This is a genomic window from Lelliottia sp. CFBP8978 (assembly GCF_034046055.2).
Classification (GTDB): domain Bacteria; phylum Pseudomonadota; class Gammaproteobacteria; order Enterobacterales; family Enterobacteriaceae; genus Enterobacter.
In genome coordinates, this window is record NZ_CM188253.1 from 1,321,609 (window position 1) to 1,335,479 (window position 13,871).

General features: G+C 56.1%; 11 protein-coding genes. 2 read left to right on the forward strand and 9 right to left on the reverse strand.

All coding sequences use genetic code 11. The annotated features are described in order from the left end of the window. Window positions 1-35: 35 nt before the first annotated feature. Both ybfE and ybfF read right to left on the reverse strand, forming a co-directional pair. Complete coding sequence (gene ybfE / locus SOM82_RS06135; RefSeq protein ID WP_154126690.1) at window positions 36-323, reverse strand: LexA regulated protein; 288 nt, start codon at window positions 321-323, stop codon at window positions 36-38. Between the two features lie 129 nt (window positions 324-452). Next, complete coding sequence (gene ybfF, locus SOM82_RS06140) at window positions 453-1,226, reverse strand: esterase (protein ID WP_154126691.1); 774 nt, start codon at window positions 1,224-1,226, stop codon at window positions 453-455. A 183-nt stretch (window positions 1,227-1,409) separates the two neighbouring features. Here ybfF and seqA point away from each other — a divergent pair, with 183 nt between their 5' ends. After that, the gene (gene seqA / locus SOM82_RS06145; protein WP_320459915.1) at window positions 1,410-1,952 is read left to right on the forward strand and encodes a replication initiation negative regulator SeqA; all 543 of its coding nucleotides are present in this window, start codon (window positions 1,410-1,412) and stop codon (window positions 1,950-1,952) included. 24 nt (window positions 1,953-1,976) lie between these two features. Continuing rightward, window positions 1,977-3,617 carry a phosphoglucomutase (alpha-D-glucose-1,6-bisphosphate-dependent) gene (pgm, locus tag SOM82_RS06150; RefSeq protein WP_320459916.1) on the forward strand — a complete coding sequence of 547 codons (1,641 nt, stop codon included), beginning with the start codon at window positions 1,977-1,979 and terminating at the stop codon, window positions 3,615-3,617. 103 nt (window positions 3,618-3,720) lie between these two features. On the opposite strand, the gene potE is transcribed toward pgm, so the two are convergent. The 7 genes from potE to kdpB form a co-directional block, all read right to left on the reverse strand. Next, complete coding sequence (gene potE, locus SOM82_RS06155) at window positions 3,721-5,037, reverse strand: putrescine-ornithine antiporter (protein WP_154126694.1); 1,317 nt, start codon at window positions 5,035-5,037, stop codon at window positions 3,721-3,723. Further along, complete coding sequence (gene speF / locus SOM82_RS06160) at window positions 5,034-7,232, reverse strand: ornithine decarboxylase SpeF (RefSeq protein WP_320459917.1); 2,199 nt, start codon at window positions 7,230-7,232, stop codon at window positions 5,034-5,036. The genes potE and speF overlap by 4 nt, the downstream gene beginning before the upstream one ends. Before the next feature lie 255 nt (window positions 7,233-7,487). Further along, entirely contained in the window at window positions 7,488-7,592 is a 105-nt protein-coding gene (gene speFL, locus SOM82_RS06165) for a leader peptide SpeFL (RefSeq protein ID WP_106875989.1), read from the reverse strand. Between the two features lie 278 nt (window positions 7,593-7,870). After that, window positions 7,871-8,548 carry a two-component system response regulator KdpE gene (kdpE, locus tag SOM82_RS06170; RefSeq protein WP_320459918.1) on the reverse strand — a complete coding sequence of 226 codons (678 nt, stop codon included), beginning with the start codon at window positions 8,546-8,548 and terminating at the stop codon, window positions 7,871-7,873. Then, window positions 8,545-11,232, reverse strand: a complete 2,688-nt coding sequence (kdpD, locus tag SOM82_RS06175) for a two-component system sensor histidine kinase KdpD (RefSeq protein ID WP_154126696.1) — start codon at window positions 11,230-11,232, stop codon at window positions 8,545-8,547. Before kdpD ends, kdpE begins: the two co-directional genes overlap by 4 nt. Continuing rightward, the gene (kdpC, locus tag SOM82_RS06180) at window positions 11,233-11,808 is read right to left on the reverse strand and encodes a potassium-transporting ATPase subunit KdpC (protein ID WP_320459919.1); all 576 of its coding nucleotides are present in this window, start codon (window positions 11,806-11,808) and stop codon (window positions 11,233-11,235) included. Between the two features lie 12 nt (window positions 11,809-11,820). Continuing rightward, window positions 11,821-13,869 carry a potassium-transporting ATPase subunit KdpB gene (kdpB, locus tag SOM82_RS06185; protein ID WP_154126698.1) on the reverse strand — a complete coding sequence of 683 codons (2,049 nt, stop codon included), beginning with the start codon at window positions 13,867-13,869 and terminating at the stop codon, window positions 11,821-11,823. Between the last annotated feature and the right edge of the window lie 2 nt (window positions 13,870-13,871).

Below are 13,871 nucleotides of genomic sequence, written 5' to 3' on the forward strand. Positions count from 1 at the left end.
ACATGAAAGTGATGAAAGGATGATATTTCAGGCGATCATTGGCTGTTGCGCCATGCCTGGAGCTGCGCCATCAGCATCTCTTCGATAAGCTCGCTGCGGCTGATCTCACGGGCATCGGCCAGCTCACTTAAGGCATCTGCAGCTTCCGCGTTGAGTTTTAGCTCGACGCGTTTAAGCCCACGACTTTTGTCGCGTTTAAGCTGATTGCGTTTATTGATACGCAACTGTTCATCACGCGATAGCGGATTGGTTTTAGGTCGTCCCGGTCGACGTTCAGTCGCGAACAGATCTAATGTCGTGCGGTCCGTTTGTTCTTTGGCCATGATTCAGAGACTTCGGGGGAAAACAAGCAGCCCTGCTATTGCCCGGGCGATGAGCGCGACATCATACATCACGGATACCAGCACGCCAACGACTGGAGGCCAGCTGGCAACCAGTCGCTGACTTTTTAATCAAATCGCGTTATCAGCGAGATAGCGACGAATCGCGCGCAGCACCGCTTCTGGTTTTTCGGCATGTACCCAGTGTCCGGCTCCGGCAATCACATGCGCACGCGCCTGCGGGAATTGCGCCAGCAGCGTATCGCGATAGGCGTCGGTGACGTACGGTGAATTGCCGCCGCGAATGAACAGAGTAGGGTGCGGCCAGGCCGTAACTGGGTCCCAGCCAACGATTTCAGCGTACTGATCCCACAGCACAGGGACGTTAAAACGCCATTCGCCGTCGACGAAAGATTTCAGCAGAAACTGAATCACCCCTTCTTCATCAAGGTATTCGCGCATGACAGGCGCCGCCTGCTGACGGGTGGCCGCTCCGGCTTCGGTCACGGCGTTGATGGCGGCAAAGATTTCATCGTGGCGGCGCACGTCATAATCGACAGGCGCGACATCGATCACCACCAGTTTGTCGATACGCTCCGGGGCCAGTGCCGTCAGCGCCATCACCGCTTTGCCACCCATTGAATGGCCAATCAGCGTGGCTTTTTCGATACCGTTCGCATCCAGCGTCTCCAGCAGATCTTGCGCCATCGCGCGATAGGTCATTTCAGGGCTTCGCTCTGAAAGGCCATGGTTACGCATATCCACCTGCAAAATAGAGTGATCGGCAACCAGGTCGCGCGCCAGCACGCCCAGGTTATCGAGGCTACCAAAAAGACCGTGAACCAGTACGATGGGAGAATTATTGTTCGGCGATTGTGCAGATTGCGCTCGGCTATTCAATTTCATGGCAAAGTTCTTTTTTTACGTATGTCAGGTTAGGGTATTATGTTGACCATTCTGCCGCCCGGCTGCAAGGTTCCAGTTTATTCCGACTTTTGCTGCTTCACGGGCATGACCCTATCCGCGGTTGGGATTAGCCCTTATAATCCCAACGACTTGTATTCAGATAAGATATTGCACTGGATTAAGATGAAAACAATCGAAGTTGATGATGAGCTCTATCAGTATATTGCCAGCCACACGCGACATATTGGCGAGAGTGCGTCCGATATTTTACGGCGTATGCTGAAATTTTCCGCCGCCTCACAGCCTGCAACTCCGGTTTCCAAAGAGGTTCGTCAGTCAAACGTTGTTGCTGAAGCCAAAACAGTAGCACCGGTGAAAGACAAAGTCCGCGCGGTGCGCGAACTGCTGCTTTCCGACGAATACGCCGAGCAGAAAAAAGCGGTTAACCGCTTTATGCTGGTGCTGTCTACACTCTATTCACTGGATAACAAAGCGTTTGCTGAAGCGACCGAGTCGCTGCACGGTCGTACCCGCGTCTACTTTGCGGGCGACGAGCAAACGCTGCTTGCCAACGGCAATCAAACCAAGCCTAAACATGTCCCTGGTACGCCGTACTGGGTGATCACCAATACCAACACCGGACGCAAATGCAGCATGGTTGAACACATCATGCAGTCGATGCAATTCCCGGCGGAATTGATTGAAAAGGTTTGCGGTACCATTTAACCCTTGCACAGGAAGGACCAGGTAATGGCAAATCACGATCGAGCGGGTCAACCTGCACAACAAAGCGATTTGATTAACGTCGCTCAGCTTACCGCGCAGTACTACGTACTAAAGCCGGAAGTGGGCAACGCAGAACACGCAGTGAAGTTTGGTACGTCTGGCCACCGCGGCAGCGCGGCGCGCCATAGCTTTAACGAGCCGCATATTCTGGCCATTGCGCAGGCGATTGCGGAAGAGCGCGCCAAAAATGGCGTTACCGGTCCGTGCTACGTCGGTAAAGATACTCACGCCTTGTCCGAACCGGCATTTATTTCCGTACTGGAAGTGCTGGCGGCTAACGGTGTGGACGTTATCATTCAGGAAAATAACGGCTTTACCCCAACGCCTGCGGTCTCTAACGCGATTCTGGTGCACAACAAAAAAGGGGGAGCGCAGGCTGACGGTATCGTCATCACCCCTTCGCACAACCCGCCGGACGATGGCGGTATCAAATACAATCCACCCAACGGTGGTCCGGCTGATACCAACGTCACCAAAGTGGTCGAAGACCGCGCCAACGCGCTGCTGGCTGATGGCCTGAAAGGCGTTAAACGCATCTCTCTGGATGCGGCAATGGCATCGGGTCATGTGAAAGAGCAGGACCTGGTTCAGCCGTTTATTGAAGGGCTGGCCGATATCGTTGATATGGCCGCAATCCAGAAAGCCGGTCTGAAGCTGGGTGTCGATCCGCTTGGGGGTTCTGGTATTGAATACTGGAAGCGTATTGGCGAGTTCTACAAGCTGGATCTGACCATCGTCAACGATCAGGTCGATCAGACGTTCCGCTTTATGCATCTGGATAAAGACGGCGCTATCCGTATGGATTGCTCGTCAGAGTGCGCGATGGCGGGTCTGCTGGCGCTGCGTGACAAGTTCGATCTGGCTTTTGCCAACGACCCGGACTATGACCGCCACGGTATCGTCACGCCTGCGGGCCTGATGAACCCGAACCACTACCTGGCGGTGGCGATTAACTATCTGTTCCAGCATCGTCCACAGTGGAGCAAAGAGGTGGCTGTCGGTAAAACGCTGGTCTCCTCGGCAATGATTGACCGCGTGGTAAACGACCTGGGCCGCAAGCTGGTAGAAGTGCCGGTGGGCTTCAAATGGTTTGTTGACGGTCTGCATGACGGCAGCTTCGGCTTTGGTGGCGAAGAGAGCGCGGGCGCTTCCTTCCTGCGTTTCGACGGCACGCCGTGGTCAACCGACAAAGACGGCATCATCATGTGCCTGCTGGCGGCGGAAATCACTGCCGTGACCGGTAAAAACCCGCAAGAGCATTACAACGAGCTGGCGGCACGTTTTGGTGCGCCGAGCTACAACCGCATTCAGGCCGGTGCGACTTCCGCGCAAAAAGCGGCGCTGTCTAAGCTCTCTCCAGAGATGGTGAGCGCTGACACGCTGGCGGGTGACCCGATCACCGCACGCCTGACCGCAGCGCCGGGCAACGGTGCCTCTATCGGTGGTCTGAAAGTGATGACCGATAACGGCTGGTTCGCCGCGCGTCCTTCCGGTACGGAAGATGCGTACAAAATTTACTGCGAAAGTTTCCTCGGCGATGAGCACCGTAAGCTGATTGAGAAAGAAGCGGTAGAGATTGTGAGCGAAGTGCTGAAAAACGCCTAAGTACTGATCTGGTAAGGGCTAAAGCTCTCACCCGGTCCTCTCCTTGTGGGGAAGGGCTAAAACACTAAAAACGGCAACCCAAAGGGTTGCCGTTTTGCTTTGTTTAGCTGTGTTTATTTTTCAGTTCAAAGCGCGGAGAGACCAAACCGTACAGCGTCCAGCCCATAAAGGTGACCATCGCGCCGTACAGCATCGCTTCCTGTCCCGAGGAGTAGAGCGCATAGAAGCTATAAATCGCCCCGACCAGCGCCACAATGTTGGCGACTTTGGCTTTACCGGGCGCCACATTCGCCGCTTTTTGGATGATCACCAGCGCCGCCATCGACAGAATGTACGGAATAATGTTGGTCACCACCGCCAGGTTAACCAGCACGTTGAACTGGCTGTTCAGCGAGGGGCTAATAGTCATCAGTGACAGGCCACTCTGGAAAATCACAATCGCCAGCATCCCCTGAACGGGGGCGTCGGACTTGCTAACGCGAGAGAAGATTTTCGGGAAATAGCCTGAATCCGCAGAAGATTTAAACACCTGGGCAATAGTGAACTGCCAGCCCAGCAGTGAACCGCAGCAGGACATCACCATCAGGCCCATGATCACTTTCCCAACTTCCGGTGTGAACATCTGCGCAAACGCCAGACCAAACGGCGCGGTCGAGTTCGCCAGATCCATATTGGGGACAATTCCGGCGATCACGTTGGTGGAGACGATATAGATAACGGCTGCCCCCAGCGTTCCGCCCAGCACCGCAATCGGCACGTTACGTTCCGGGTTTTCCACCACTTCGGCGTTAGCACACGCGGACTCCAGCCCAAGGAAGGCCCACAACGTCATCGCGATAGACGAACCGACAGCCGTAAAGAACGGCACATGGTGCGGATTCCAGGAGTTAGCGTACAGCGTCGGGCTAAACCAGAACCAGCCAATAATGCACAGGCCAACCACCGGAATGATCACCCCCCAGACGGTAATACTGCTGAGTTGACCGGTAATGCGCGCGCCGCCAAAGTTTGCCACGGTGCACAGCCACAGCACGCCAATGGTGGCGAGGCCGATTTGCACCGGGCTGAGCGTCGCGCCAAACAGTTCAGTCCCGTAGCCGACGGCAGAAATGGCAATCGCGACGTTCGCAATCAGCAGCGACACGCCATAGGTATAGTTGGCCATAAAATTGCCTGACTTCCCAAAGGCATACTCCGCGTAACCGCCCATCCCGCCGGATTTACGGCTGAACATCCCGCACTTCGCAAAAGCCCACGCCAGCGCCATCGAGCCCACGGCGGTCACCAGCCAGGAGATAATCGAGATCGTACCGACTTCGGCGAGTTTGGTCGGGAGCATGATGATGCCGGAGCCCATCATATTGACCATCGTCAGGATGGTGAGCTGAACCACGCCCATCTTATTGGATTTGTTACTCATAGTTTTTCCCCTTTCAGCAGCGCGGGCTGGGCGGCAGACTGTTTAATGACGTAGCAGCGAACCTGTTTACGCCCATCACATTCTTCGATATACACACCCTGTAATTCCGGCGCGAAGCCCGGCAACAGGTTGATACCTTCTTCCAGCGCCGTGAAATAACGCAGCACCGCATCGCCCCACACTTCGCCAGGAACCACGCACAGCACGCCCGGTGGATACGGGAGCGCGCCTTCCGCGGCAATTCGGCCTTCTGCATCGCGCAGGGAGACCAGCTCCACTTCGCCGCGCAGGTAGGCGTAGTTCGCTGCCTGCGGATTCATCATCACCCGCGGGAAATGCGCTTTGCGGAACATCTCTTTTTGCAGCTGTTTCACGTTGTGACGGGCGTACAGATCGTGCATCTCCTGGCAAATCTGACGCAGTGAATAACCGGCGTAGCGCTCAGGATGCTGTTTGTAGAGAGAAGGCAGCACCTCTTTCAGCGGTGCATCGGTTTCCAGCAGTTTTTCGAAACGCACCAGTTGAGCGATCAGTTGCTGCAACTTGCCCATGTCTTCGGCAGGCGTGAGCAGGAACAGAATCGAGTTGAGGTCGCATTTCTCGGGGACGATGCCATTTTCACGCAGGAAGTTAGCCAGGATGGTGGCAGGCACGCCGAAATCGTCGTACTCACCGGTACGGGCGTTAATGCCCGGTGTGGTCAGCAGCAGTTTGCACGGATCGATAAAGTATTGATGCTCGGCGTACCCTTCAAAAGCGTGCCACTGCTCGCCAGGGACAAAGTGGAAGAAGCGCAAATCGCTGGAAATTTCCGCCGTGCTCCAGCTTTCCCACGCTTTGCCATCCACCGTTTCTGGCACAAACGGACGGATAAACCGGCAGTTCTGCAGGATCAGCTTGCGCGCTTCGATACCGTTTACCACGCAGTCCATCCACATGTTGCGTCCACTTTCGCCTTCATGCATCCGGGCGTTGATATCCAGTGCGGCAAACAGCGGATAGAACGGGCTGGTGGAGGCGTGCATCATGAACGCGTTGTTCAGGCGTTTATGCGGTACATAGCGTTGCTGGCCCTTAATATGGCTATCTTTTTTGTGGATCTGCGACGTCTGAGAGAAACCCGCCTGCTGTTTATGCACCGATTGCGTCACCAGAATTCCCGGATCGTTCTCGTTCAGCTCCAGCAGCAGCGGCGAACAATCAGCCATCATTGGAATGAATTGTTCATAACCGACCCATGCGGAATCGAACAGGATGTAGTCGCACAGATGACCTATCTTATCGACGACCTGGCGGGCGTTATAAATGGTGCCATCGTAGGTGCCCAGCTGAATGACCGCCAGGCGGAACGGGCGTTGATCGCGGCTCCGGCCAGGGGCCACCTCTGCGATCAGCTCGCGCAAATAACTTTCTTCAAAGCAATGGGCGTCAATGCCGCCAATAAATCCGTACGGGTTGCGCGCGGTTTCCAGATACACCGGCGTTGCGCCCGCCTGCAGTAATGCGCCGTGGTGGTTGGACTTGTGGTTATTGCGATCAAAGAGCACCAAATCGCCCGGGGTCAGCAGGGCATTCAGCACCACTTTGTTCGACGATGATGTTCCGTTCAGCACAAAATAGGTTTTGTCAGCGTTAAACACTTTTGCCGCGTGTTTTTGTGCCGCGCACGGAGCGCCTTCATGAATGAGCAGATCGCCCATCGCCACATCGGCATTACACAGGTCGGAACGGAACAGCGTCTCGCCAAAGAAATCGACGAACTGATTGCCGGCAGGGTGACGGCGGAAGAACTGGCCGCCCTGATGCCCCGGGCAGTCAAATGCGCTGTTGCCCTGTTTAACGTAATCCACCAGCGCCCGGAAGAATGGCGGACGCAGCTGCGTTTCATACTTCAGCGCCGCGGCTTCCAGCTGGCGTCCGTAGAATGCGTTACTGGTATCGTTACACTCAAAAACCCCGTGAATGCGCGGTAAATATTCGGCCGGAACGATTTCTTCTTTATGGGTGGCGATAAATACCGGAATACCGAAACCGGTGGCTTCTATTTCTTCAATCGTGCCGTTAAAAATATCACTTACGGAAAGGACGACGGCGGCGACATCAATATAATCAGATTCGCTGACATCGATCATTTCACGGGTGGTCGTAAAACAGTCCGGGCAGGCGCGGCTGACAGCAATTTTTAGCATTTTCATCGTTGACTCTTTATTTCAGGTAATACGTGTCCCTCGACTTCTTGTGAATAAGAAATCGAAAATAACCGGATAAAAAAAGCAAAGCGAGGCCGCTGATAAAAAATCAGTTAATTGCTTTTTAATGCGTTAAATCCATTCCGTCCGGTGACGGAAAAGACTGAATTTAAGGAAAGTGAGCGCGCTTCTACAGGCAATGCCCCGTAAATCAGGAGGTTTCAGGATAACCTGTAAGCAGACGCGCCCGAGGTCGAAGGACTACCGGGCGTTGAAGAAATGAAAGTCAAAGCTGTTGCGGTGGGCGAACATCATAATATGAGTTGTCCGCCTGATATGAGGCATTAAACGATTGTTATTTTCCATGTTCATTTTCCTTTCACCAAATGAAAGCAGGGTCATTTTATCCAGGAAAAGCTGCTAAACCGTGAAGAAGATCACCAATAACCGATCATTACAGAAATAAATATTCGTTTCGAGTGAATAGTGCAGATCAAAATTCTGTATTGTAGTTGTAATGTTACAGTTGTGTTTTTAAACTGTTTTTATTTATTTTTAAGAGAAATTAAATATTCACGCCAGAGGCAGTGAAATAAATTATCTGGCGTTTTTTATTTTTAATTGAAATTAATTTGAATAGTTATTCAAAATATAAAGCGATAACCGATACCGGTTTCAGTTAATAAATGGCGAGGGCGAGCGGGGTCCACTTCCAGTTTTTGACGAAGATGGCCCATATATATGCGTAAATAATGACTATGCTCGACGGCGTTGGGGCCCCAGACCTGATTTAACAGCTGTCGTTGAGTCAGGACCTTGCCGTGGTTATTCAGAAGTACAGCCAGCAGCCGGAATTCGATAGGGGTGAGGTGGATCTCTTGCGTACCGCGAGTAATGCGGCGAGCGGCCAGATCGACCTCAATATCCGAGAAAGTATGCACCGGTTCGGACGGCGCGCTTGCGCTGTGGCGGCGCAAGGCGACGCGCAGCCGCGCCTGCAGCTCGCCGATCCCAAACGGCTTGCTAAGATAGTCATCGGCACCGGCATCGAGAGCCGCGATTTTATCCGTCTCTTCCGCCCGGGCGGAGAGCACAATGATAGGCATCTGACTCCACTGGCGCACTTCGCGGATAAAATCAATACCGTCGCCGTCTGGCAGGCCTAAATCGAGGATCACCAGATCGGGTTTACGCGTGGCGGCTTCAATCAGGCCACGCTGTAATGTCCCGGCGTCGTACACGCGCAAACCGTCTCCCTCCAGCGCAGTGCGCAGGAAACGGCTAATCGCGAGTTCATCTTCAACAATCAGGACGTTAATCACAAATCCTCTGGTAATTCATCGAGTTCTGGCGGAATGTCGAGAGGAAGTGTAACACAAAAACTGGCCCCTCCTTCCGGACGATTGTGGGCCGTAATGGTCCCGCCATGAACATCGACAATGGCCTGACAGATGGCCAGCCCCAGCCCGACGCCGGGGATGGCTGACTCTTTATTCCCGCGCGCAAACTTTTCAAAAATGGCGCTCTCCTGGCCCGGCGGAATACCTGGCCCGTCATCCCAGATATTAAGATGCAGTGTCTGATTCGATACGCCTGCACTCAGGCCGATCTCTGCGCTCACCCCGGCGTATTTTGCGGCGTTTTCCAGCAAATTGATCAGCACGCGTTCAAACAGCGGCCCGTCAACGTGAATGAGCGTCAGCGGTTCGGGCAAATCGAGCGCGATGTGGCGTCCCCCGAGTCCGGGTTCGAGCATTTTTAACGCGCTGCCGACCACCTCTTCCAGCGTCAGCCACTCCTTTTTCAGGTTAAACCCGCCGGACTGTATACGCGCCATATCCAGCAAATTATTGACCAGCCGCGTGGTGTTGAGTACATGCTGGCGGATTTCGCTGGCCTGGAGCGCATGAGGTGAATTTTCAGCTGCCAGATCGAGCGTCAGAATTTCTGACTGACCAAACAGCACGGTCAACGGCGTACGCAGATCGTGAGAGAGGGCCGCCAGCAGGGAGTTGCGGATACTTTCCCGTTCGCTCGCCAGCCGCGCCTGCTCTTCGCTGGTGGTCAGCGCCAGACGCTCCAGCGCGCTGGCAACCAGCAGAGTAAAGGTTTCCAGCAGGCGCTGTTGTTCGGGGATCATGAGTTGGCGCAGATTTGTCGGCTCCACAATCACCAGGCCCAGATTTTTATCCGCACTGCGCAGGGGCAACATCAGATAGGGCACGCCGGGCAGGGTGTCCGTTCCGGCTCCTGCGGGCAAACCTTTGTCAAAACTCCAGCGGGCGATGGCCTCATCCCAGGGCGTCATCCCTTTCGCAGAGGTTAGCGGGCGGAGTTTTCCCTGCTCATCAGGCAGTAAAATGAGACTGCTGGCGACGAAAGTCGAGCGGATGAACTGCTCGCTGGTCTGGACAATATCGAGCGGCGTACGGCCCACCGCCAGCGATTTGGACATCTCATAAAGATGGCGCGTGCGCTGTTCGCGGTAGCGGGCAATTCGCGCCTGATAACGCACCCCGGCGGTGAGATTCCCGACGATTAATCCCACGGTCAGCATCACGGCAAAAGTGAGGATGTACTGGACATCCGACACGGCCAGCGTGCCGCGTGGAGCAATGAAAAAGAGATCGAAGCTGGCGACGTTAATCACCGTTGCCAGTACCGACGGCCAGCGCCCGTAAAGCAAAGCCACCACCACCACACCGAGCAGATAGATCATCACCAGGTTAGCGGCGTCGAAGGCAATCAGCCATTGGCTGGCAATGATGGTGATCAGGGCACACAGCACCGCCGCGACCAGACAGCCGCGCAGCTGGATGCGCCATTTTTCACTGAACGTACGTGCATCAGGAACGCGACCGGGCAGAGGCACGGGTTTGTCATCGAGGGCGACAATCACCAAATCCAGATCCGGGGCGCGTCTGGCCAGTTTGTCGGCAAAGGTTTCGCGGCTAAACCAGCGGCGATGATGGCGACGACCAATCACAATTTTGCCCAGATTGTGCTCGCGGGCGTAGCGCAGGATCGCTTTGTCTTCGGCGGGGTCGGAAAGGGTGGCCGTCTCTGCCCCCAGCTCCTGCGCCAGTCGTAAGGCGCTGAGGATCGTGCGGCGCTGGTGCTCAGGAAGGGCGTGAAGATGAGGCGTTTCAACGTACACCGCGTGCCAGACGCTGCCGAATTTTGCCGCCAGTCGGGCGGCGGTGCGCACCAGCTTTTCATTGCTACCGGCGTGACCAATGCACAACAAAATGGCGTCGCGCGTATGCCAGACGCGATCCTGACCCTGACGGTCACGCCAGGCGCGCATTTGGTCGTCCACCCGGTCGGCGGTACGGCGCAGCGCCAGCTCGCGCAGCGCAATCAGATTACCCTTGCGGAAAAAGTGTTCAATGGCGCGCTCCGCCTGACCGGCGATATACACTTTGCCTTCATGCAGCCGCTGACGCAGGTCGTCAGGGGGAAGATCGACCAGCACCACTTCGTCGGCGGAATCAAAAAACGGATCGGGAACCGTCTCCCGGACCTGAATCCCGGTGACGCCGCTCACGACGTCATTCAGGCTTTCCAGATGCTGCACGTTAACCGTTGTAAAAACGTCGATCCCCGCTTCGAGCAGCTCTTCGACGTCCTGCCAGCGTTTAGGGTGACGAGAGCCAGGCGCATTGCTGTGCGCCAGTTCGTCCATCAGGATCAGGGCGGGGCGGCGGGCGAGCGCAGCATCCAGATCAAATTCTGTCACCAGCCGTCCACGATGGCTGATGCGCCGCGCCGGCTGGGTTGCCAGGCCCTCCAGCAGCGCGGCGGTCTCTTTTCGCCCGTGGGTTTCTACCACGCCGATAAGAATATCGAGCCCCTGAGCCCGTAAGCGCTGCGCCTCGGTCAACATGGCGTAGGTTTTCCCGACGCCCGCGCAGGCGCCGAAAAACACTTTCAACTTACCGCGATGCACTTGTGCCGTTTGCTCAAGTAATCGGTCCGGATCCGGGCGCAGAGGCTCGTCGGTCATTTAGTTTTTCCTTAGCGCGTCCAGCGCCAGATTCAGCTCAACAATGTTCACAACCGGCATACCGATAAAACTGACCAGCGGTTTTTGCGTGTGCGCGGCAACCAGCTGGCTGACCTGCTCAGTGCTCAGCTTGCGGGCAGCTGCGACGCGCGGGATTTGCCAGGCGACGGCCTGCGGCGTCAGGCTGTAATCCAGCCCGCTGGCCGACGCCGTAATCAGCTCAACGGGGACCTCGCGGCTGGCCTGCGGATTGGCAGCGCGCAGGGCTGTTATGCGTTCGTTCACGGCTTTATCCAGTTCCGGATTGCTGCCCGCCAGATTACTCCCGCCAGAAGCCATGGGATTATACGGCGTTTCCGCAGTAGCGGAAGGTCGTCCCTGGAAGTAGCCCGCGTCGGTAAAATTCTGCCCAATCAGGCGCGAACCGCGAGTCTCACCGTCCTGGATGATGAGCGAGCCAGTGGCGCGATCGTGAAACCACCACTGGCCAAGTCCCGTTGTCAGCAGCGGATAAAGGCCGCCAGTGATCAGGGCCAGCAGAATAAACAGAAGTATAGCGGGGCGTAACATCGTCATTTGATTCACCTTTTAAACCAGCCCGAATAGGGTCAGCAGCATGTCGATAATCTTGATCCCGATAAACGGCACCACCAGTCCACCCAGACCATAGATCCACAGGTTGCGGCGCAGCATCGCGGCGGCGGTAAGGGGCTTATAACTCACCCCTTTCAGCGCCAGCGGGATCAGAAAGACAATAATCAGGGCGTTAAAGATCACCGCGCTGAGGATCGCCGAGGCTGGTGAGTGCAAGTGCATCACGTTCAGGGCATTAAGCTGCGGATAGGTGGCGGCAAACGCGGCCGGAATAATGGCAAAATACTTCGCCACATCGTTGGCAATACTGAACGTGGTAAGCGATCCGCGCGTCATCAGCATTTGCTTACCAATGTGCACCACTTCGATAAGCTTGGTGGGGTTAGAGTCCAGATCGACCATGTTGCCCGCTTCTTTCGCGGCCTGAGTCCCGGAGTTCATCGCCACTGCCACGTCGGCCTGCGCCAGCGCCGGGGCGTCATTGGTCCCGTCGCCGGTCATCGCCACCAGACGGCCTTCGGCCTGATACTGACGAATCAGCGCCAGTTTTGCCTCCGGCGTGGCTTCAGAGAGGAAATCATCCACCCCCGCTTCGGCGGCGATAGCCGCAGCCGTCAGGCTGTTATCTCCGGTGATCATCACCGTTTTAATCCCCATCTTCCGCAGCTGGGCGAAACGCTCCTTAATGCCGCCTTTAACGATATCTTTCAGCGCAATGACCCCAAGGACGTTTGCTCCTTCGGCGACGACCAGCGGTGTCGCCCCCTGACGCGCAACGCTTTCCACCAGCTGATCGACCTGAGGCGGGAAGTGACCGTTATTGGCTTCAATGTGGCGGCGAATGGCATCCACAGAGCCTTTACGGATCATCCGGTCCTGGATGTTGATTCCGCTCATCCGCGTTTGGGCGGTAAACGGCACAAAGGTGGCGTTCAGGCTTTGCACATCACGCTGGCGCAGATTGAAACGCTGTTTAGCCAGAATGACGATACTGCGGCCCTCCGGCGTTTCATCGGCCAGAGAGGAGAGCTGTGCGGCGTCGGCCAGCGTTTTTTCATCCACGCCGGGGGCCGGAAGGAAATCAGATGCCTGACGGTTCCCCAGGGTAATGGTCCCGGTTTTATCCAGCAGCAGCACATCCACATCGCCTGCGGCTTCCACCGCCCGTCCGCTGGTGGCGATCACGTTTGCACCCAGCATACGGCTCATGCCCGCCACGCCAATGGCTGACAGCAAACCGCCAATGGTCGTTGGGATCAGACACACCAGCAGGGCCACCAGGACGGTGACGCTGACCGCCGTGCCGCCATAGGCTGAGAAAGGCCAGAGCGTGGCGGTGGCCAGCAGGAAGACGATGGTGAGCGCCACCAGCAAAATGGTCAGCGCGATTTCATTGGGCGTTTTGCGACGCTGCGCGCCTTCTACCATCGCAATCATGCGGTCGAGGAAGGTTTCGCCCGGGTTCACGCTACAGCGGATCACCAGCCAGTCGGAAAGAATGCGCGTCCCGCCCGTCACCGAGGCGAAATCGCCGCCGGACTCACGGATCACCGGGGCCGATTCCCCGGTGATGGCGCTCTCATCGACGGATGCTCCGCCCTCAATCACTTCGCCGTCGCAGGGAATGATGTCACCGGCTTCAGCCAGCACAACGTCACCTCTGCGCAGTTCATCGGCCGGGACGTGATCCATCTGCGCGCCATATTTCGGCTCGCGTAATTTGCGGGCGAAAGCGGTCTTTTTTACCCCTTTCAGGCTGTTGGCCTGCGCTTTGCTGCGCCCTTCAGCCAGGGCTTCGGCAAAGTTGGCGAACAGCACGGTAAACCACAGCCACAGGCTGATGGCTGCGGTAAACAGCGTATCGCCCGCCAGGTGTCCGGTCCCCATCGCGAGGGCCAGCAGGGTGGTGATGACGCTGCCAATCCAGACGATAAACATCACCGGGTTATGCCACTGCACGCGCGGGCTCAGCTTTTTCACCGCATCCATCAACGCCTGGCGAACCAACGACGGTTCTAAAAGGGCCAGTTGCTTACGACTCATGA

What these genes read in the sequence shown, in the direction of transcription:
- ybfE (WP_154126690.1), bottom strand. Translation starts at nt 323, where the DNA reads ATGGCCAAAGAACAAACGGACCGCACGACATTAGATCTGTTCGCGACT.
- ybfF (WP_154126691.1), bottom strand. Translation starts at nt 1,226, where the DNA reads ATGAAATTGAATAGCCGAGCGCAATCTGCACAATCGCCGAACAATAAT.
- seqA (WP_320459915.1), top strand. Translation starts at nt 1,410, where the DNA reads ATGAAAACAATCGAAGTTGATGATGAGCTCTATCAGTATATTGCCAGC.
- pgm (WP_320459916.1), top strand. Translation starts at nt 1,977, where the DNA reads ATGGCAAATCACGATCGAGCGGGTCAACCTGCACAACAAAGCGATTTG.
- potE (WP_154126694.1), bottom strand. Translation starts at nt 5,037, where the DNA reads ATGAGTAACAAATCCAATAAGATGGGCGTGGTTCAGCTCACCATCCTG.
- speF (WP_320459917.1), bottom strand. Translation starts at nt 7,232, where the DNA reads ATGAAAATGCTAAAAATTGCTGTCAGCCGCGCCTGCCCGGACTGTTTT.
- speFL (WP_106875989.1), bottom strand. Translation starts at nt 7,592, where the DNA reads ATGGAAAATAACAATCGTTTAATGCCTCATATCAGGCGGACAACTCAT.
- kdpD (WP_154126696.1), bottom strand. Translation starts at nt 11,232, where the DNA reads ATGACCGACGAGCCTCTGCGCCCGGATCCGGACCGATTACTTGAGCAA.
- kdpC (WP_320459919.1), bottom strand. Translation starts at nt 11,808, where the DNA reads ATGACGATGTTACGCCCCGCTATACTTCTGTTTATTCTGCTGGCCCTG.
- kdpB (WP_154126698.1), bottom strand. Translation starts at nt 13,869, where the DNA reads ATGAGTCGTAAGCAACTGGCCCTTTTAGAACCGTCGTTGGTTCGCCAG.